Genomic DNA, 20145 nt, shown 5'->3' on the forward strand with positions numbered 1-20145 from the left:
GAGGCCGTCGGCTGGACGCTGGGACGTGGGCGACGGGTACGTCCGGCGACGCGTCACGGCCGTGGCCGAGACCTGCGGAGAACGAGACATACCCCTCGGCGTGGGATGTTAATGCCCCGATGACTGATTCCGGGGCGATTCGCCGCGGAGGCGGGTCGTCGGCGCGTCGCCGCTCGCACCAGTGCCGACGCGCCGCCACCCGCCGCGGCGCGGGCGCGCCTGTCGCGGTCGGGTGCGAGCACCCCCCGACATCGACGTCGCCGGGCGGGCGTCCCCCACCCGGCGACGTCGGGGCGTCACCAGCTCGGGATCGACCCGAGCCAGCCCGCCGGGACCTCGACGTAGGCCTGGTCGTCGAGGGCCTGCCACTGCGCGAACGTCAGCTTCCGCTTGGCGCCGCCGACGACCTGGAAGATCTCCCCCGCCGGGTTCCGCATCAGCACGTACCGCGTCGGGACCGACTTCGTGACCTGCGCCAGGATCGCGGGCGCCACCTCCGTGTACGGCCGCGACCCGAGCGCCTGCCACTCCGCGAGCGAGAGCCGGTACTTCGCGCCTCCCGCGAGCTGGTAGATGCCGCCGTCGGTGCGGTCGCGCACCAGGGCGGGCTCGTTCGGCGCACCCGTCGGGATGCGCGCGATCAGCCCCGCGGGCGCCGGCTGGAAGGCCGGCGACCCGAGCGCCTGCCACTGCGCGAGCGACAGCCCGTACCGCGAGCAGCCGACGACCTGGTAGATCGACCCGTTCGCGGGGTCACGCAGGAGGGCCGGTCCGCCGGCGGCGACGTCGGGCGCCCGGTTGATGAACTCGACCGGCACGTCGGTGTAGCCCGGCGAACCGAGCGACTGCCACTCCGCCGCGGACAGCCGGTACCGGGTGCCACTGACGATCTTGTGGATGCCCCCGTCGGCCGGGTTGCGCAGGAACGTGCCGTCGCGCGGCACGTCGACCAGCGTGGCGGCGGTCGCGTCGGACACGTCCGTGTAGCCACGCAGCCCCATCGCCGCCCACTGCGCGTACGACAGCGGGAACTTCGCGCCGCCGGCGACGATGAAGATCGTCCCGTTCGGGACGCGGATCAGCTGGCCGTCGCCGACGACCTGCTGGGACGGCGCGGCGACCGGCGTCGGCGCGCAGGCCTTCACCGTGTTCTGCGTGATCCACCCGACGAGCGCGTCCGCGCGCGTCTCGGTCGCCCCCTGCCGGGTCGTGGTCGACCCGAGGCAGCCGCCCTGGTAGGCGGTGTGATGGATCCCGACGAGCTCCACGCCCGACGTGGTCGTCCGCAGCGTGGGGCCGCCCGCGTCGCCCTTGCAGATCGTCGCGCCCGTGCTCTGCGCCTGGACGTCGACGGTCCCTGCGGCGACGGCTGCGACGGTGAACGTCGCGGCGTGCGCGGTGTCGGGCACGAGCTGCGTCCCCGTGCGGCCGTACCCGGTCACCGTGAGCGTCTCGCCCACGACGGGCGGGGTGCTCGCGACCCTGACCGCGGCGATGTCGCGCACCGGAGCCGACAGCCGGGCCAGCACGACGTCGCTGTCGGGGTGCGGGACGAGCAGGTCCACACCGAGCACGTGGCCGGCCGCACCGGTGAGGTCGACGCGTCCGACCGTCGCCTTCGTGGCGAGCCTGGGTGCGCCCTCGACGACGGCACCCCCTGCTGGGTCCGTGAAGCACGACTTGGCCGTCAGGACCCACCAGGGCCCGACGAGCGCACCGGAGCACGCGCGCTCCCCGCCGATCTCGAGCCGCACCGTCGCCGCGGCCGTCGCGCCTGTGGGGGTGGTGCCCTGCACCGCGATCGCGGCGGGCACGCCGACGCACGCCAGCGCAAGAGCAGCGACGACGGTCCGGACCGCGCCGCGTCGGATCCGCCGGTCGCCCCGGCGCTCCCCCGCCCGCGTCATCGGGTCACCGTCACGAGGTCGAGCGCGGCGACCGGACCCGAGGTCCCGACGCCGGAGCTGAGGTTCTTCCAGCCGTTGTTCGACGCGGCCTCCCAGACCTGGCCGCCGTTGACCGTGTAGACGTACTTGACGCCGTCGTACGCGATCGCGGCGACCGGACCCGAGGTGCCGACGCCCGAGCTCAGGCTCTTCCAGCCGTTGTTCGACGCGGCCTCCCACACCGTGCCGCCGTTGACGGTGTACACGTACTTCACGCCGTCCATCGCCGTGACGGCGAGCGGTCCGGAGGTCACGATCCCCGAGTTCAGGCTGCGCCACCCGTTGTTCGACGCCGCCTCCCACACCGTGCCGCCGTTGACGGTGTACACGTACTTCACGCCGCCGAACGCCGTGACGGCGAGCGGCCCGGACGTCGAGATCCCCGAGTTCAGGCTGCGCCACCCGTTGTTCGACGCCGCCTCCCACACCGTGCCGCCGTTGACGGTGTACACGTACTTCACGCCGTCCATCGCCACGACGGCCAAGGGGCCGGACGTGGTGATCCCGGTGTCGAGGCTCTTCCAGCCGTTGTTCGACGCCGCCTCGAAGACCCGGCCGCCGTTCACCGTGTAGACGAACTTGACGCCGTCCACCGCGAGGACCGCGACGGGGCCAGACGTCGTGATCGCCGAGTTCAGGCTCTTCCAGCCGTTGTTCGACGCCGCCTCCCACACCTGGCCGCCGTTGACGGAGTAGATGTGCTTGACGTGCGTGATCACCGGCGGCGGGTTCGTGATCCCCGTGATCCAGGTGCGCAGGACGTCGAGACGTGTCTCGGTCGCCCCCTGCCGCGTGGTCGTCGCGCCGAGGCAGCCGCCCTGGTAGGCCGTGCGGTGGATCGCGACCAGCTCGACGCCCGTGCTCGTGGTCCGCAGCGCGGGCCCGCCCGCGTCGCCCTTGCAGATCGTCGCGCCCGAGCCCTGCGCCTGGATGTCGACGCTGCCCGCGGCGACCGTCGCGACCGTGTACGTCGCGGCGTGCGCCGTGTCCGGCACCAGCTGGGTCGACGTCCGCCCGTAGCCCGTCACGGTCACCTCCTGGCCGACGACCGGCGCCGCGGACGCGATCGTCACCGGCGTGACGCCCGCGACGGGAGTCGCGAGCCGCGCCAGCACGACGTCCTCGCTCGCGTGAGGGACCAGGAGGTCGACCGCGACCACGCGCCCCGCGGTACCGGTGAGGTCGACCCGGCCGACCGTCGCCTTCGTGGCGACCTTCGGGGCACCCTGCACGACGGCGGCGCCGCCCGCCGAGAAGCACGACTTCGCGGTCACCACCCACGCCGGAGCGACCAGCGCGCCGGAGCACGAGCGGTCGGTGCCGACCTCGACCTTGACCGTCGCCTGCGCGACCGCGCCCGCCGGGGTGCCGCCCTGGACGGCGACCGCGGCGGGCACGCCCACGCAGGCCAGCACGGCCGCGACGACACCCGTGCGCAGCGCCCGCGTACGCAGACCCGCGCTCACCAGGTACCGAACCGGAGCTCGACGAGGATCGCCTGCGGCATGTCAGAGCCTTCACCCGGGTCGACCGCGACCGACGTGTTCGGCGCGACCTCGTACGTCTCCTCGGCCCCGCTCGCGAGCTCGGCCGTCGCCTCGACCGGCTTGTCACCACCGCGCAGCAGGAACGTGTGCGGCACCTCCAGCGTCAGGAACCCCCGCGTGCCCGACGTGCGGAAGCAGTAGTACGCGCCGTACGGCTCCTCCTCGACCAACGTCTCCACCTGGATCAGACCCGGAGCGCACGACCCGCCCACAGCCCCCGAGGACACCGGCACGACGTGCCCGTCACCGGTGAACACCTTCAACCCGTGCTCCGCCAGGATCGCGTCCGCACCCGGGTAGGCGAAGTCCTCCACCAACGAGGACTGCACCTCCACCGGCGCGTCCGCAGCCCCCGCACCGCTCGCCCACACCACCGCCGCCGCAGCCACCACGGCTGCCGCGCCGACCACACCCGTCACACGCCTCACAACATGCTCCGATCTCTTCAGCTTCTCCTGGTCCGGGCTTCCGGCCCAGCCACGCGGACGCAATGGGACGACCCGGTGCTCGACACGGCGGCTGCGGCAGCAGCGCGTCTCGTCTCCACGCGCTCAGTCCCCGACGATCCACACGTATCCGCGGATGCGGACGACCTTCTCGAACACCTCGCTCAGCGCTCGCACGTCTTCTTCCAGCTCGGGATGGCGCCGGGAGACGAGTTCGAGCTCGGCCTGGACGTGAGACAGCTGGAAGGGGTTGAACATCGTGTCCGCATACTTCTCGACGCCTGACAGGAGGCCCTCAGTTCCGGCCTTCTCGAGGACCCTGTCCAGCGCGACGCTGAGGTTCGTGTCGGTGAAGACTCTGCGGTGGTTGATGTCTTCGAAGTGGAGGTCGCGACCCATGACGCCGCCTCAGTCGGGTGCGGGTACGGGATGCATCGACATGACGGTGCCCCACTTGTCCTGCGCGACGACGTACCAGGTCGTCGGCCCTCCGCCGTACCTCGGCGCGAGTTCGCCGATCGGGGTCCCAGCATCCTGGATGCGCTCGTAGTTGCCATATTCGTTGGGCCCCCTGCACGCGCACGCGTTGGCGCGCTCGACAAGGTCGTCCAGGTCGACGTCTGCGTTGAACACGCTCTTCTCGCTGGTCACGAGCGAACCGCCGGGCATGTGCGTCTCGCGGATCTTGAGCTCGGACCTGTCGTCGAGCGCGGCAGGAAGGCAGTCGTCGTTGTGGACGAGCACGGGCGCGCCAGCGGCCACCACGTAGAACGTGTGGAGGTCGGCAACCGTCAGGTTGTACGCGAGCGTCGTCGAAGTGCGGACACTCACGGACTCGACGACCGGCGCTGCAGCGGACGCTCCGGACGTCGCGAGCACGAGGCCAGCGGTCAGCGCGATCGCCGGGACCCAGCGACCGAGCTGCGGCGCCCAGAACCGGTGCCCGCTCGTCGCCGTCAGCGTCGCCGCGGGTGTAGCCGGATTCGCATCGTGGTCGATCTGGATGTCGACCAGCTGCTTGGCACCCGAACCGCTGATGACCGCCGTCACCCTCTTCGGGTGCGGCGCTCCCCCGAGCGAGTCGCCGGCGAGAACGAGGTCGCCAGCACGCACCGACTCGATCGGGACCGCACGACCGTCGCCCAGCAGGACCTCGGTGCCAGGCACGAAGCTGTTCTTCGACCTGCAGGACTTCTTCAGTCCGTCGAGGATCGTGTCCACATAACCGCGCAGGCGGTCTGTCAGCCTCGCCACTTTGGCACCGCCAGCGGCGGCCCCGACCGCCGGCGCCATGGCCAGGAGGGAGAGTGCTGCGCCCGCCCAGTCCCCACGCACGGCGGAGACGGCCCCGTCGAGAGCGTCGCAGACTTCGCCGACCGCTGGAATCAGCCCGCACACTCCGAGTGCGAGCTGCGCGACGTCCCACATCAGATCGTCGTTCTCGCCCAAGAACTTTCGGAACTCGTCGTGCATCTGGCACCCGAGCGAGTCGCGCGCACTCGGCGAGTCGCACTTGGCCGGGTTCAGCATGACCTCGCCGAAGGCCTTGAACCCCTCGACGCACAGCTCGGGCGAGCCGAGCGCGGTGTCGACCGACGTCAGGCAGTTCCAGTAGCGATGGGTGTCAATCGCTGTGCCGGCGCCGCCTGCCCCCGTCCCGGGCTCAGCGCTCCGGTCGACCGCCTGCTGGCGCGTGAGCCAGTCGTCGTACATCGCGGCGGTTTGCTCGGCCGCGTCGTTTGCGGCCGCGGCGTCCAGCCCAGCAGAGAGCGCGGCCTCCCGCGCAGACTGCTTCTCGTACTGCGCGGACGCGGCGTCCGTGGCAGCACGCTTCGATGCGGCGGACGCGGTCAGGGCTGACCGTGCGGCGCTGTTCGCACTCGACTGCGCCTGAGCCGCAGCAGTCCTGGCGACCTGCGCCGACTGCGCCGCCTGGTCCGCCGACGCCTTTGCGGCGGTCGCGGACTGGGCGGCCTGCGCCGCGTATGTCGAAGCCTGTGCGGCCGCGGCGGCGGCCTGGTTGGCGGCGGCTGCCGCGTCGGTCGCGGCGTTGCGCGCGACGGCTGCGACCCGCCGCGCTTCGGCGGCGTCGGCGAGCGCCTTCTGCGCGTACTGCCGCGCCTGCTGGACGAGTGCCTCGACCGCCTGGACGTGCGCGGCCTGCTCCTTGTCGCGCTGCGCGGCCTGGAACTGCCCGACGGTCAGGAAGTACGACCCGTACGACGCCGGACCGGCGAGGGCGACCTGCGCCGCCGCCTTCACCTCGGGTCCGCCGGCATCCATCACTCGAGCGATCTCCACGCGAGCGTCGGCCGCTCGCGCGACGTACTGGCCGTCGCGCAGGAACTCGTGCGCCTCCTGCGCGGTGCCCGCGAGCGCCTTCTGGGTGGCGGCGTAGAGCGCCGGGCCGGGGTTGGACGCGAGGATCCGCGACATCGCCAGGCGGTCGTCGACGATCTTGCGCGGGTACGCGCGGGTCCGGAGGAAGGTCGCCACGGCGGCGTCGGCACCGTCGAGGGACGCGCGCGCCGCGGTCTTCTCCTGCCCGTCGGGCAGGGTGTCGACGAGGTGCCACACGCGTGCGCGGTTGTCCTGCCCGGCCGCGAGCGTGCGGCCTTCGGAGAGCCAGGAGCGGAGCACGACCTCGTCGCCGGCGAGCGCCTCGGCGGCTGCCGCCTTGGTCCACTCGCCGCCGGTGGTGGTGAGGGCGAGCGCGGCCCGGCGTCCCTTGTCGAGGACGACCTGCGTGGAGGCGCCGGGGGCGGTCGCCGCGTCGAGGAGCGCCCGCGTGGCGGCGGGGATCCGTGCCTCCTCCTCGGTGTCCCAGCGCACGTTGCGGTCCCACCCGGCCGCTTCCCCGCCGGTGGCCTTGGCCTCCGTCTCGGCGGCGGCAGCCTCCTGCGCGGCTGCGATGCCAGCCTCGGTCGCCTCGGCCAGACGGGCGGCGTCGGCGTCGCGGGCGAGCTTCTCGACCTTGACCGCCTGTTCGGAGGCGTCGACGGCGAGCTGCGAGGCGGCGGTCGCCTCAGCGGCGTGGGCGGTCGACTCGGCGGCCGCCTGCGCGGCCTCACCGGCGTGGGCGGCGGCCTCGTCGGCCGCGACGGCGGCTCGGGTGGCGTGCTCTCCGGCACGTCGCGCGAACGCGAACGCCTCGTCGGACGCGGCGGCCGCGTCCTCGGCAAACTTCAGGCTGCGCTGGGCGGCGTTCGCCGCGACGGCGGCCTGCGTCTTGGCAGCGGCCGCGGCGGCCTGGGTGCGCTTCGCCTGGGCGGCGGACACGCCGGCCTGGCGCGACGCCTCGTCGGCCGCGACGGCGGCGAGGTCGGCGTTCCTGCTGGCGCTGACGGCGGCGGACGCCGCGGTGCGCGCCTGCGCGAGTGCGGCGTCGCGCTGCGCCTTGACCGCGTCGAGCGCAGCCGCCTGTGCGGCGGCGTCTCGCGCGGCCTGCGCCGCGGTCCGGGCCGCCGCCGCCTTGCCCGCGTCGGTGCGGGCGGCCGCGGCGGCGGACTGCGCGGACGCGGCGGCCTGCGCGGTGAGGGACGCGGCCGCGGTCGCCTTGCGTGCGCCGTCCGCGGCGGTCTGGGCTGCCCGGAGCGCCGCGCTCGACGCCGCGGTGGCCTCGGACGCGGCTCCCTGCGCGGCCGCGGCGGCGTCCGCCGCACGGCCGGCTGCCGCCGACGCTCCCTGTGCCGCTCCCCCGGCGGCTCGTGCCTCGTCGAGGGCGCGCTGGGCGGCGGCCTTCGCCTGCTCGGCGGCGCTGACGGCGCGCGCCGACGCCTCGGACGCGGCGGCGGCCTCGGTCGCGGTGACCTGCCCCGCCTGCCGGGCCTGCTCGGTGAGCCCGCGGATCGACGCCATCTCCGCGTCGCGTGCCCGCGCCACGGCCTGGCCGTTGACCAGGAACTCGTGCAGCTCCTCCGCGGTCCCGGCCAGGGCGGCCTGGGCGGCCGCGTCGAGCGCCGGGCCGCTGTTGTTCGGGGCCCCGTTCAGCATGGTCGCGGCCATGAGCCGCTCGTCGGCGTACTGCGCGGTCGGCAGCCCGGACGAGAGGAACTCGGACCACGCGCCCGCGTCGCCGGCGAGGGCCTTCTGCGCCGCGGCCTTGGTCGCCGGACCGCCCGCGTCGAGCGCGCGCACGACGCGCAGCCGCTCGTCGGCGTTCCAGGCGGTCCGGAAGCCCCCGTCGACGAACTCGCGCAGCGCGTCGTCGGACCCGGCGAGCGCCGCCTGCGCGGCGACCTTGAGCGCGGGACCGTCCGTGCTCGCGAGCACCTGGGCGGAGGCCCGGTAGTCGGCGCCGAGCGCCTGCTCGAAGCCGGAGTCGACGAAGGCCCTCAGGTCGGTGTCCGAGCCCAGGAGCGCCGCTTCGGCCGCACGCCGCACGGACGGGGTGCCGGCTCCGAGCAGCGACACGACCCACGACCGGTCCCCGGCGGCGTCGGGCGGGTCCGCTGCGGCCGCTGGAGCGCCGCCGAGCGTGAACCCGAGCACCACGGTCACCACTCCGGCGACCGACGACCTCAACCCCGTACGCGCCACAGACTCCCCCTCTGGCGCGACCTCTGTGACAAGTGCAGTCACAGCGATCGCGATCGCCACGCCCCGACAGCAGTTCTCGAACCGGTGCTGCTCTCGGCACGCCGAGGCGAGCCGACCGAGCGGTCGTGCCTCTGACGTGCGACGAAGGCGCGCAGGAACGAACGACGGGCGGGTCCGGCGAAACGACGACGCGCTGACCGGCCGCCGTGCCGCACTCGAGAGACACACCCCTCGGCGTCGGATGTTAACCGCTTCATGACTCCCGTCGGGCGCGTTTGGCGAGGCGAGTTCCCGCGCGTCGCCCAGCCCAGGAGGTCCAAGGCTCGATGCCGGACGACGACGCGCGACGCGTTCGACCGGCCCGTGTCGGCGGGGACGGGCACGATGGGCGCATGCGCCTGCCCGTGATGCCACCCGTCGCGCCGATGCTCGCGAAGTCCGTGCCGACGATCCCCGACGTGGGGCACGTGGAGCCGAAGTGGGACGGGTTCCGGACGATCGTGTTCCGCGACGGCGACGAGGTCGAGCTCGGCAGCCGCAACGAGAAGCCGATGACCCGCTACTTCCCTGAGCTCGTCGAGGCGATCAAGGCGAACACCCCGGAGCGCTGCGTGCTCGACGGCGAGATCGTCGTCGTCACGGGCGACCGGCTGGACTTCGACGCGCTGCAGCAGCGCATCCACCCCGCAGCGAGCCGCGTGAAGCTCCTGAGCGGCACGACGCCCGCGAGCTTCGTGGCGTTCGACCTGCTCGCGCTCGGTGACGAGGACTACACGCAGCGCCCCTTCCGCGACAGGCGCGCGGCGCTCGTCGACGCGCTGAAGGACGCGCGCGACCCGGTGTTCGTGACGCCCGCGACGGGTGACCTCGCGGAGGCGCAGGACTGGTTCACGCGGTTCGAGGGCGCGGGGCTCGACGGGGTCGTCGCGAAGCCGCTCGACGGCACGTACCAGCCGGACAAGCGGACGATGTTCAAGATCAAGCACGAGCGGACCGCGGACTGCGTCGTCGCGGGGTTCCGCTGGCACAAGTCGGGCGACGTCGTCGGCTCGCTGCTGCTGGGCCTGTTCAACGAGGCGGGCGACCTGCAGCACGTCGGCGTGAGCGCGTCGTTCCCGATGGCGCGCCGCAAGACGCTCCTCGACGACCTCGCCCCGTACCGCGACGTCGCGCTCGCGGAGCACCCCTGGGGCCGTTGGGCGGAGGCCGAGGCGCACGCCGGCAACCGGCTGCCGGGAGCGGTGAGCCGGTGGAACGCGACGAAGGACCTGTCGTTCGTGCCGCTCTCGCCCGAGCTCGTGGTCGAGGTCGCCTACGACCACATGGAGGGCGACCGGTTCCGGCACACCGCGCAGTTCCGCCGCTGGCGTCCGGACCGCGACCCGGAGTCGTGCACGTACGCGCAGCTGGAGAAGCCGGTGACGTTCGACCTCGCGGACATCCTCGGGACCCACTGACGCCGGCCGTCGGCCCGCGGGCGCGTCGCCGCGCGGTTCAGCGGGCGAGGCGGCGGACCGCGTCGAGGACCGCGTCGGGCAGGTGCGGGTCGGCGAGGACGCGGAAGTGGCCGGGGGTCGCCAGCTCGACGTTCTGGGCACCGGCGAGCATCGACCCCTCGGGCACGTGCGGATCCCAGCGCGAGAAGACGGACACGATGCGCTCGTCGACGTCGACGACGCGCGCGAGCCCGACGATGTCGGGGTGGTCGGGCCGGAAGATGCGGATGGACCGCAGCGGGAGCAGCCGCGCGAGCCGCGACCCGGCGAAGGGCGTCGCGACGGCGACGACCCCGCAGACCCGCTCCGCGACGGCGGGTTCGCTGAGCAGCCGCTTGCCGACCAGGCCGCCCTTGGAGTGCGCGACGACGACGACGTCGCGCAGGTCGCGGTCGAGGATCAGCTCGGCGACGACCCGGGCCGCCTCCGCGAGGTCCTGCACGTGGTAGCCGAGCCCGGGGACCACGTGCACGGGGTGCCCCGCGTCGAAGAGCCGGCGGGCGAGCGGCTGGAGGAACGGCCACGGCTCCATGACGCCGGGCACGAGGACGACCTCCGGGGTCGTCGGCCGCGCGGGCTGCAGGTAGCGGTCGGGTTCGCCGGGCCTGAGCACGCCGAGGACCTGGTACCACCCGGCGTACGCGTAGTCGGCGACGCGCCACCAGGTGCGTCGCACCACGTCGCCGGGCACCGCGCGGCCGACGGCGTCGCGCCCCCGCCCCTCGTCCGGCGTCGGCGACGTGGTCACGGCAGGATGTCCCGGGCGTCGCTCGACGTCCCGCCGCGGCAGAGCTCGGCGACGACCGCGGCACGGGCGTACTGCACGACGTGCGCGGCACCCGGCACCACGAGGGCCCGACCGTCGGGGGCGGTGTCGGCGAGCCGGCGGACCCACGCGTCGGGCGCGATCGGGTCCCGCTCGCCGCGCACGACGAGCACCGGGCAGCGGATCGCGGCGACGGCCGCGTCGGTCGCGAAGTCGAGCATGTGCGGCAGCTGCCGCGCGTACCAGCGCACGCCCGCGCGGACGTAGTCGCTGAAGACGATCGCGTTCGCGCGGAGCGGCTCGTGCACGGAGTCCCGTGCGAGGCGCAGGGCCTGCGCGACGGCGGTGGCGGCGGTCGGGTCGACGACCGGCCCGAGCAGCACGACGCGCTCCGCGACGTCGGGGTGCCGACGCGCGGCCTCGGCCACGACCTGCGCCCCCATCGAGTGACCGGTGAGGACGGCGCGCCGGACGCCGCGGGCGGCGAGCTGCTCGACGAGCCCGTCGGCGAGCTCGGTGATGCTGGGGGCCTCGTCGGGCCGGGGCGAGCGCCCGAACCCGGGCAGCTCGGGCACGAGGACGTGCGCGTCGGTGGCCAGGGCGCGGGCGAGCGGGCGGTAGTAGCGGGCAGACACCCCGATGCCGTGCACGAGGACCTGCGTCGTCGTCCCCCGGGGGGTGCCGTGCTGCTCGATCGCCCACGAGAGCGCCGGGGTGGTGCGGGCGGCGCTCGTGGTCATGCCCCGATCGTCGTCGCGCTGGCGTGCGGCCGCACGGCGAGCGCGACGTCCGGACGGGTGAGAAGGCCCACGTCTCAGCGGTCGCGGAGCTCCCGCATGGCGCGCTGCGCCTCCATGTTGTCCTGACGCTCGCGGAGCGCCTGCCGCTTGTCCCAGTCCTTCTTGCCGCGCGCGAGCGCGATCTCGACCTTCGCGCGGCCGTCGAGGAAGTAGAGCGCGAGCGGCACGATCGTGTGGCCCTTCTCGCGCGTGCGGGACTCGAGCCGGTCGATCTCCTCGCGGTGCAGGAGGAGCTTGCGCTTGCGGCGCGGCGCGTGGTTGGTCCAGGTGCCCTGCGAGTACTCGGGGATGTGGACGCCGTGCAGGTAGGCCTCCCCGCCCTCGACCTCGCACCAGCCGTCGACGAGCGAGGCGCGTCCGGCGCGGAGCGCCTTGACCTCGGTGCCGGTGAGGACGACGCCGGCCTCGAACACGTCCTCGATGGTGTAGTCGTGCCGGGCCTTGCGGTTCGCGGCCACGAGCTTGCGCCCTGTCTCCTTGGCCACGTCCCGGCCTCCGTCCGTCGTTCGTGGAGCGGACGAGGCGGGACCGCCCCGCCGCTCAGCAGTGCCGCAGCAGCCTACCCGTCGCCCCTGCGTCGACCACCGCTTTACGCCGCGGGCGCAGCGCGAGGGCCTGACGCCTCAGAGGCCGAGCAGCGGCCGGGGGTTGGTCGTGGAGCCGTTGACGTAGACCTCGAAGTGCAGGTGGCACGCCGCGGAGGTACCCGTGTTGCCGGAGTAGCCGATGAGCTGCCCGCGCTCGACGCGCTGCCCGGTCGCCACCGCGAAGGACGTGAGGTGGTTGTACGACGCCGACACCGCGTTGCCGTTGACGAACCCGCTGTCGATCATCACCTGGTTGCCGAAGCCGTAGCGCGTCTTCGCCCAGGTCACGGTGCCGGCGCGGCCCGCGTACACCTTGGTGTTGCAGTACGTGCGCAGGTCGATGCCGGCGTGCAGGCGGACGTACCCGAGCGTCGGGTGCAGACGCATGCCGTACTCGGACGTCACGTAGATCGGGCTGATGCTCGTCGGGTTGGAGAACAGGCCCCCGCCGACGGGACCGGGCGCGGGCTGCGGCTTTCCGGCGGCGGCGTCGCGGGCGCGCTGCGCCTCGATCGCGGCGCGCAGCTCGTTCTCGATGGCCTTGGCCTCGGCATCCATCTGCGCGAGCGCGGCGGCGAGCGCGGACTTCTGCGACTCGAGCGACGCCTGCTGCGCCTGCTGCTCGGCGACGAGCGAGTCGAGGGTGGCCTTCGCGTCGGCGGCGGCCTGCCGTGCCTGGTCGGCCTCGACGACCTTCTGGTCCGCCTCGGCCTTGAGCTCGGTGATCCGGTCCTCGACCGCGTCGAGCCGCGCCTGCGCGTTGCGGTTGCTGGCCTCGGCGGCCTTGAGGGCGTCGAGCACCTGGGCCTGCGTCCGCAGCGCGGTCGAGACGAGCCCGTACTTCTGGACGAAGTCCTCGGTGCTCTCGGCGTCGAGGATGACGCTGACGCCCGAGACCTCTCCCCCGCCGCGGTACGCCTCGCGGGCCATCTGGCCGATCGCGGCGCGCATCCTCGCGGCCTCGTCGGTGTCCGTCTGGATCTTGGCGGACAGGGTGACCTGCTGCTCCTGGGCGTCGACGAGGCGTGCCGCGATGAGCGCGGCCTCGCGCTGCGCCTTCTCCAGGGCGGCCTTCGCCTCGTCGAGCTTCGCCTGCGCCGCGGGGATCTGCGCCTGCAGCTCCAGCAGACGTGCCGCGGTGACCTGGAGGTTCGCGTCGAGACCCTCCATCGCCGCCTCGGCGTCGGCCTGCGCCTTCGCGTTCGCGGCGGCCCGCTGCTCGGCGGCCTTGCGGCGGTCGTCGATCGGGTCGGCCAGCGCGGGCGAGGCGACGGCGACGCCCGCCACCAGCGCGAGGGCGGCGAGCACGGCGGTCAGGCGACGGCGACGGGCCACGGTCACACCTTCGTGTAGCGGCTGAGGGTCACGAGCGACGAGATCGCCGCGAGCAGGATCGCGACGCCGACCAGCGCGGGCGCGACCGCGAGGACGTCGGCGGTGCTGACGTACGGGATCCATCCGACGGACGCGCCGAGCCAGTCCGTCACGAGGTACTCGACGCCCAGCCACAACCCGCCGACGGCGAGCAGCGCCCCCACGGTCGCCGCGATGGCGCCCTCGAGCATGAACGGCAGCTGGATGAAGATCGTGGACGCGCCGACGAGCTTCATGATCCCCGTCTCGCGGCGGCGGCTGAGCGCGGACAGCCGGATCGTCGTGGTGATGAGCAGGACCGCGGCGAGCAGCATGACGGCGGCGAGACCACCCGCGAGCAGCGTCGCGCGGTTGAGGACGAGGAACAGCTTGTCGAACAGCCGTCGCTGGTCCTGCACCTCCTCGACGCCGGGCCGGCCGGACACGACGTCGGCGACCACCTGGTACTTCTGCGGGTCGGTGAGCTTGATCCGGTACGACGAGTTCATGTCGTCGGCGGTCGCCGCGGACGCCCAGAACTGGTCGGCGAACTGCTCCTGGAACGCGGCGAACGCCTGCTCCTTCGTCTCCTCGTACACGGTCTCGACGTACGGGGCGATCTCCGGGGCGTCGAGCGCGGACCGGATGTCGGCCCGCTGCTCGTCCGTGACCTCGCCGGACGCGCACGTCGGCTCGGACGAGTTCTGCGGGCACAGGAAGACGGAGACCTCGACCTTGTCGTACCAGTCGTCCTTCATCTTGCCGATCTGGAGCTGCAGGAGCGCCGCGGACCCGACGAACGTGAGCGAGACGAAGGTGACGAGGACGACCGAGACCGTCATCGACAGGTTGCGCCGCAGGCCCTGCCCGATCTCGGAGAGGATGAACTGGAGTCGCACGCCGGCCCCCTCAGCGGTCCGAGCCGTAGACGCCGCGCGACTGGTCGCGCACCATCTGGCCGGTCGAGAGCTCGATGACGCGCTTGCGCATCTGGTCGACGATCTCGTCGTCGTGCGTCGCCATGACGACGGTCGTGCCGGTGCGGTTGATGCGGTCGAGCAGGCGCATGATCCCCAGGGAGGTCGTCGGGTCGAGGTTCCCCGTGGGCTCGTCGCACAGCAGGATGCTGGGCCGGTTGACGAACGCGCGCGCGATCGCGACGCGCTGCTGCTCACCGCCGGACAGCTCGTGCGGCCGACGCTTCTCCTTGCCGGACAGGCCGACCATCTCGAGCACGTCGGGGACGGTCGTGAGGATGTGGTGCCGTGGCTTGCCGATGACCTGGAGCGCGAACGCGACATTCTCGAACACGGTCTTGTTGGGCAGCAGCCGGAAGTCCTGGAAGACGGCGCCGATCTGGCGGCGCAGGTGCGGCACGCGCCACGACGACAGCGTGCCGAGCTCCTTGCCGGCGACGAAGACCCGACCGGCCGACGCCCGCTCCTCGCGCAGCACGAGGCGCAGGAACGTGGACTTGCCGGAGCCGGACGCGCCGACGAGGAAGACGAACTCGCCGCGCTCGACGTCCAGGGACACGCGGTCCAGCGCGGGCCGGGCGCCGCGCGCGTAGACCTTGGTGACGTTCTCGAATCGGATCACTGCACCGGTGCGGCCAGGGTCGGGGAACGGGGTGCTGCTGCTGGCCTCGTCGAGCGTAGGCAGCGGCGCGGGGACACCCCCCGTGTGACACGCCGCACGCCTCCTGTGAGTTCGTCGCCCCGGACGACGGCGCGCGGGACGAGCCGGACGAACGGCTCGAACCGGGCGGGATCAGCGGCGCAGCAGCGTGGACAGCGGCCCGGACGCCATCTCCGACTCGGTGGCGCCCGTGATCGCGGCGAGGATCACCTCGTGGCTGACGGTCGCCGCGTCGAACTCCCCGTTGTTGCGCCCGTGGCGCAGCACGACGATCCGGTCGGCCACGGCACGGACGTCGTTCATGTTGTGCGAGATCAGCACGACGCCCAGGCCGAGGTCGCGCAGCCGCTCGATGTGCACGAGCACCTCGGCCGTGTGCCCGACCGACAGCGACGCCGTGGGCTCGTCGAGCACCACCAGCCGGGGACTGCCGATCAGGGTGCGCGCGATCGCGACCGACTGCCGCTGCCCCTTCGACAGCGTGGACAGCGGCGAGCGGACGGACGGGATGCGGCTGTTGAGGTCGCGCAGGACCTGCCGCGCGATGAGCTCCATGCGGCCGTCGTCGCGCGCGGGACCGCTGCGCAGCTCGCGGCCGAGGAACAGGTTGGACGTCACGTCGAGGTTCTCGCACAGCGCGAGGTCCTGGAACACCGTCGCGATCCCGAGCTCGCGCGCCGCGGTCGCCGACGGGATGGTGACCTGCTCGCCGTCGATCTCGATGAGGCCCGTGTCGGGAGCGAGCACCCCGGAGATCATCTTCGCGAGCGTGGACTTGCCGGCGCCGTTGTCACCCACCAGGGCCACGATCTCGTGCGTGTGCACGTCGATGTCGACGTCGACGAGCGCCTCGACCGCGCTGAACCTCTTGGTGATGCCCCGCATCGAGAGCAGGGGGACGTCGCCGCTCATCTGTTCACCTGCTCCCCGTCGAGCACGCCCTGCGTGCAGTGAATGGCGCGCCTCGCCGCTCCGTCAAGTGTGCGCCCGGTCATGCCGGTCCCGTCGCGGTGCCGACGTCCTCGTCGGCGTCGACCCGCAACGGTACGTCGGTCGAGCGCAGCGCGAGGGCGAGTGCGCCGATCACCTCCGCGCGTGACCCGAGCGCCGCGGCGACGACCTCGAGCGGGACGAACGGGTTGAGACGGACCTTGCGACGTGCGGCCTCGCGCAGCGGGCGCAGCAGCACCTCCCCCGTGTCGGCGAGCTCGCCGCCGACGACGACGATCTGCGGGTTGACGGCCACCCCGAGCCCGGCGACGACGCGGCCGATCGCGGTGCCGGCGTCGGCGACGACCTGTGCGCAGCGCTGGTCGCCGTCGTTGGTGCGCTGGACGACGTCGCGCAGCGCGAGCGCCCCGTGGCTGTTCCGGAGGCGTCCGAGCAGGGCCTGCGCGCCGACGACCGTGTCGAGGCACCCGTCGTTGCCGCAGCGGCACGGCTCACCGGGGAACTCGACGGGGATGTGGCCGATCGCGCCGGCCGTGCCGCCCGCCCCGCGGTGCACGTGCCCGCCGATGACGATGCCGGCGCCGACCCCGTGCGACACGCGTACGTAGAGGGAGTCGCCGGCCTGCCGGGCGGCGCCGAGCGTGGACTCGGCGATCGCGCCGAGGTTGGCGTCGTTGTCGACGTAGACGGGGAGCCCGAGGCGCTTCGACAGCACCTGGCCGACGTGGACGTCGTCCCAGCCCGGCATGAGCCCGGCCACGGAGACCATGCCGGTCGACGAGTCGACCGGCACCGGCACGCCGACCCCGAGCCCGACGACGTCGTCGAGCGTCGCGCCGACCCGCTCGAGCAGGTCCACGACGAGGAGCGCCACGCGGTCGAGGCTCGTGTCGGCGCGGTGCCCTGCGGGCAGCGGGAGCGACTGCTCGGCGATGACCTCGTGCGTGAAGTCGCCCAGCACGACGCGCATGCTGCGGTGGCCGACCTGGACGCCGACCGCGAGACCCACGCGGCGGGCGAGCGTGACCATCTGGGCACGCCGCCCGCTGCGGGTGGTGTTGGCGGTGTCGACGACGCCCGCGGCGAGGAGCTCGCGGACGATCGTCGACACCGTGGCCTGCGACAGGCCGGTCGCGGTGGCGAGCTCGACCTGGGTGAGCCCGCCGTACCGCTTGACGGTCTCGACGACGAGGACGCGGTTGGCCTCGCGCAGGGACGACTGCGAGCCGGCTGCCGCTGCTCGCCTGCTCACGGGGCCAGAACCTACCGCGCCGTCGGGACCGTCAGGACGCTACTGCGTCCCGGCACGCCGCTTGTTGATCAGGTCGAAGGCCACCGCAAGCAGCAGCACGAGGCCCTTGATCGCCATCTGCCAGGACGGGTCGACCGACATGATCGACAGGCCCATGTTGAGCACGCCCATGATGAGCGCGCCGACGATCGCGCCGGAGATCCGGCCGATGCCGCCGGTGACCGCCGCGCCGCCGATGAAGCAGGCGGCGATCGCGTCGAGCTCGTAGTTCTGGCCGGCCGCAGCGATGGCCGCACCGGCACGGGCGGTCGTCACGACGGCCGCCGCACCGGCGAGCAGGCCCATGTTGACGAAGATCCAGAAGTCGACGCGCCGGGTGTTGACGCCCGAGAGGCCCGCCGCGAGACGGTTGCCGCCGATCGCGTAGATGTGCCGGCCGAACACCGTGCGTCCCATGAGGAACGTGTAGGCGACGACGAGGACACCGACGATGACGAGCACGATCGGGGTGCCGCCCGCGGAGAACGACAGGATCACCGTGAGGATGCCGATGCCGATCGCGACGAGCGCGAGCTTGGCGACGAACGCGCCCATCGGCTCGACGTACAGCTCGTGCTTGCGCAGCGACGACCGGGCCCGCAGCTGCGAGATGACGATCGCCACGATCGCGAGCGCCCCGATGACGAGCGTCACGACGTCCATGTTGTTGACGAACCCGAGGAAGTTCGGCAGCGAGCCCTTCGAGATCGCGATGAACTGCGAGGGCAGACCGGCGACGGTCTCACCGACGACGACGAGCGCGAGGCCGCGGAAGACGAGCATGCCCGCGAGGGTGACGATGAACGCGGGGATGCCGACGTACGCGACCCAGAACCCCTGCCAGACGCCGACGAGGCCACCGACCGCGAGGCCGATGAGGATCGCGACGACCCACGGCATGTCGAAGTCGCGCATGGTGACCGCGACGATGCCGCCGACGAACGCGACCACCGACCCGACGGACAGGTCGATGTGCCCGGCGACGATCACCATGACCATGCCGATGGCGAGGATCATGACGTACGCGTTCTGCTGGAACAGCGCCGCGACGTTGTTGGCGAGCAGCAGCTTGCCGTCGGTGAGCACCTGGAACAGCAGGACGATCACGACGAGCGCGCCGAAGATGCCGTACTGGCGAGCGTTCCCACCGAGGCCCTGCATGCGCTGCGACAGCGGCACGCGCGGCTGCGACCCGGGAGGGGCCGCCGGTGCGAGGTTGGTGTCCGTGGTCATCGGGCCGTCACGTCCTTCTCCATGGTCATGTACTGCATGAGGCGCTCCTGCGTGGCCTCGTCGCGGGCGACCTCACCCGTGACCCGGCCCTGGCTGAGCGCGTAGATGCGGTCGCAGATCCCGATCAGCTCCGGCAGCTCGGAGGAGATGACGATGACGCCCTTCCCCGCGTCCGCGAGCCGGTTGATGATCCCGTAGATCTCGTACTTCGCGCCCACGTCGATGCCGCGCGTGGGCTCGTCGAGGATGAGCACGTCCGGATCCGCGTAGATCCACTTGCTCAGCACGACCTTCTGCTGGTTGCCGCCGGACAGCTTGCCGACGAGCGCCGACACGGTCGGCGTCTTGATGTTGAGCTCCTTGCGGTACCGCTCGGCGACCTTCTCCTCCTGCCGACGGTCCACCACGCCGAGCCGCGCGAGCTTGCCGAGCGCGGACGCGGACACGTTGTGCTGGATCGTGTCGATGAGGTTGAGGCCGAACCGCTTGCGGTCCTCGGTCGCGTAGGCGATGCCGTGGCGGATCGCCGCGCCGACGTTCCGGAGGTCGATCTCCTTGCCGTCCTTGAAGACGCGGCCGCTGACGCGCGAGCCGTAGGAGCGACCGAAGAGGCTCATCGCGAGCTCGGTGCGTCCCGCGCCCATGAGGCCCGCGACGCCGACGATCTCGCCGCGGCGCACGGTGAGCGACGCGCTGTCGACGACCCGGCGGCTCTGGTCGATGGGGTGGTGGACGGTCCAGTCCTCGATGCGCAGGACCTCCTCGCCGATGTTCGGCGTGTGGTCCGGGAACCGGTTGTCGAGCGACCGCCCGACCATGCCCCGGATGATGCGCTCCTCGCTGACCTTCTCCTCGCCACGCATCTCGAGCGTCTCGATGGTCTTGCCGTCGCGGATGATCGTCGTGGTGTCGGCGATGGCCTCGATCTCGTTCAGCTTGTGGCTGATGATGATCGAGGTGATGCCGTGCTCACGGAGCCCGTCGATGAGGCCGAGCAGGTGCGCGGAGTCCTCGTCGTTCAGGGCGGCCGTCGGCTCGTCGAGGATGAGCAGCTTGACCTCCTTGGAGAGCGCCTTGGCGATCTCCACGAGCTGCTGCTTGCCGACGCCGATGTCGACGATCTTGGTGTCGGGACGCTCGTCGAGGCCCACGCGGGCGAGCAGCTTCGCGGCCTCGGAGTTGGTCTTGTTCCAGTCGACGACGCCGCGCTCCGCCTGCTCGTTGCCGAGGAAGATGTTCTCGGCGATCGACAGGAAGGGGCTCAGCGCGAGCTCCTGGTGGATGATGACGATGCCGTGGTGCTCGGAGTCCCGGATGCCCTTGAACTCCACGACCTCGCCGTCGAAGACGATGTCGCCCTCGTAGGTGCCGTGCGGGTAGACGCCCGAGAGCACCTTCATCAGCGTCGACTTGCCGGCGCCGTTCTCTCCGCAGATCGCGTGCACCTCGCCGCGGCTCACCGAGAGGTTCACGTCCTGCAGCGCGATCACGCCGGGGAACTTCTTGGTGATGCTCCGCATCTCGAGGATGTGGTCGGTGGTCATGTGCCCCT

Annotated in this window: 16 protein-coding genes; 1 reads left to right on the forward strand and 15 read right to left on the reverse strand. The window is 72.6% G+C overall.

Features of this window, described 5'->3' with window-relative positions:
• Positions 1-296: 296 nt before the first annotated feature.
• From OOT42_RS13940 to OOT42_RS13960, 5 genes are all read right to left on the reverse strand, one after another.
• Entirely contained in the window at positions 297-1907 is a 1611-nt protein-coding gene (locus OOT42_RS13940; protein ID WP_273651790.1) for a S1 family peptidase, read from the reverse strand.
• Entirely contained in the window at positions 1904-3412 is a 1509-nt protein-coding gene (locus OOT42_RS13945) for a trypsin-like serine protease (protein ID WP_273651791.1), read from the reverse strand. The genes OOT42_RS13940 and OOT42_RS13945 overlap by 4 nt, the downstream gene beginning before the upstream one ends.
• Positions 3409-3828, reverse strand: a complete 420-nt coding sequence (locus OOT42_RS13950; RefSeq protein WP_273651792.1) for a hypothetical protein — start codon at positions 3826-3828, stop codon at positions 3409-3411. Before OOT42_RS13950 ends, OOT42_RS13945 begins: the two co-directional genes overlap by 4 nt.
• Before the next feature lie 216 nt (positions 3829-4044).
• A complete protein-coding gene (locus tag OOT42_RS13955; RefSeq protein ID WP_273651793.1) occupies positions 4045-4338 on the reverse strand; it encodes a hypothetical protein in 294 nt (97 codons plus the stop codon).
• Between the two features lie 9 nt (positions 4339-4347).
• Positions 4348-8439 carry a polymorphic toxin-type HINT domain-containing protein gene (locus tag OOT42_RS13960; RefSeq protein WP_273651794.1) on the reverse strand — a complete coding sequence of 1364 codons (4092 nt, stop codon included), beginning with the start codon at positions 8437-8439 and terminating at the stop codon, positions 4348-4350.
• 431 nt (positions 8440-8870) lie between these two features.
• Between OOT42_RS13960 and OOT42_RS13965 the strand changes: the two genes are divergently transcribed.
• Positions 8871-9935, forward strand: a complete 1065-nt coding sequence (locus OOT42_RS13965; RefSeq protein ID WP_273651795.1) for an ATP-dependent DNA ligase — start codon at positions 8871-8873, stop codon at positions 9933-9935.
• 37 nt (positions 9936-9972) lie between these two features.
• On the opposite strand, the gene OOT42_RS13970 is transcribed toward OOT42_RS13965, so the two are convergent.
• The 10 genes from OOT42_RS13970 to mmsA all read right to left on the reverse strand — a co-directional run bounded on the left by OOT42_RS13970 (position 9973) and on the right by mmsA (position 20137).
• A complete protein-coding gene (locus OOT42_RS13970) occupies positions 9973-10722 on the reverse strand; it encodes an esterase/lipase family protein (RefSeq protein WP_273651796.1) in 750 nt (249 codons plus the stop codon).
• Positions 10719-11480 carry an alpha/beta fold hydrolase gene (locus tag OOT42_RS13975; protein ID WP_273651797.1) on the reverse strand — a complete coding sequence of 254 codons (762 nt, stop codon included), beginning with the start codon at positions 11478-11480 and terminating at the stop codon, positions 10719-10721. The genes OOT42_RS13970 and OOT42_RS13975 overlap by 4 nt, the downstream gene beginning before the upstream one ends.
• Before the next feature lie 74 nt (positions 11481-11554).
• Positions 11555-12025, reverse strand: a complete 471-nt coding sequence (gene smpB / locus OOT42_RS13980) for an SsrA-binding protein SmpB (RefSeq protein WP_273651798.1) — start codon at positions 12023-12025, stop codon at positions 11555-11557.
• Between the two features lie 138 nt (positions 12026-12163).
• The gene (locus tag OOT42_RS13985; protein WP_273651799.1) at positions 12164-13462 is read right to left on the reverse strand and encodes a peptidoglycan DD-metalloendopeptidase family protein; all 1299 of its coding nucleotides are present in this window, start codon (positions 13460-13462) and stop codon (positions 12164-12166) included.
• Between the two features lie 2 nt (positions 13463-13464).
• Entirely contained in the window at positions 13465-14379 is a 915-nt protein-coding gene (gene ftsX, locus OOT42_RS13990) for a permease-like cell division protein FtsX (RefSeq protein WP_273651800.1), read from the reverse strand.
• Positions 14380-14389: 10 nt separating this feature from the next.
• Positions 14390-15079: a cell division ATP-binding protein FtsE gene (ftsE, locus tag OOT42_RS13995; RefSeq protein WP_272726202.1), complete on the reverse strand. Its 690-nt coding sequence runs from the start codon at positions 15077-15079 to the stop codon at positions 14390-14392.
• A 171-nt stretch (positions 15080-15250) separates the two neighbouring features.
• Entirely contained in the window at positions 15251-16030 is a 780-nt protein-coding gene (locus tag OOT42_RS14000; protein WP_273651801.1) for an ATP-binding cassette domain-containing protein, read from the reverse strand.
• Positions 16031-16109: 79 nt separating this feature from the next.
• The gene (locus tag OOT42_RS14005) at positions 16110-17321 is read right to left on the reverse strand and encodes an ROK family transcriptional regulator (protein ID WP_273651802.1); all 1212 of its coding nucleotides are present in this window, start codon (positions 17319-17321) and stop codon (positions 16110-16112) included.
• Positions 17322-17360: 39 nt separating this feature from the next.
• On the reverse strand, positions 17361-18593 hold the full coding sequence (gene mmsB, locus OOT42_RS14010) for a multiple monosaccharide ABC transporter permease (RefSeq protein WP_273651803.1): 1233 nt from the start codon (positions 18591-18593) through the stop codon (positions 17361-17363).
• Positions 18590-20137 (reverse strand): multiple monosaccharide ABC transporter ATP-binding protein, encoded by a 1548-nt coding sequence (gene mmsA, locus OOT42_RS14015; RefSeq protein WP_273651804.1) that lies wholly within the window; start codon positions 20135-20137, stop codon positions 18590-18592. The genes mmsB and mmsA overlap by 4 nt, the downstream gene beginning before the upstream one ends.
• Positions 20138-20145: the final 8 nt, after the last annotated feature.

The organism is Cellulomonas fimi, assembly GCF_028583725.1.
Lineage (GTDB): Bacteria > Actinomycetota > Actinomycetes > Actinomycetales > Cellulomonadaceae > Cellulomonas > Cellulomonas fimi_B.

Bases quoted from the DNA above. Each gene is read 5' to 3' on its own strand.
- mmsB (WP_273651803.1), bottom strand. From the start codon at position 18,593: ATGACCACGGACACCAACCTCGCACCGGCGGCCCCTCCCGGGTCGCAG.
- mmsA (WP_273651804.1), bottom strand. From the start codon at position 20,137: ATGACCACCGACCACATCCTCGAGATGCGGAGCATCACCAAGAAGTTC.
- OOT42_RS13965 (WP_273651795.1), top strand. From the start codon at position 8,871: ATGCGCCTGCCCGTGATGCCACCCGTCGCGCCGATGCTCGCGAAGTCC.
- OOT42_RS13975 (WP_273651797.1), bottom strand. From the start codon at position 11,480: ATGACCACGAGCGCCGCCCGCACCACCCCGGCGCTCTCGTGGGCGATC.
- OOT42_RS14000 (WP_273651801.1), bottom strand. From the start codon at position 16,030: ATGAGCGGCGACGTCCCCCTGCTCTCGATGCGGGGCATCACCAAGAGG.
- OOT42_RS13940 (WP_273651790.1), bottom strand. From the start codon at position 1,907: ATGACGCGGGCGGGGGAGCGCCGGGGCGACCGGCGGATCCGACGCGGC.
- OOT42_RS13955 (WP_273651793.1), bottom strand. From the start codon at position 4,338: ATGGGTCGCGACCTCCACTTCGAAGACATCAACCACCGCAGAGTCTTC.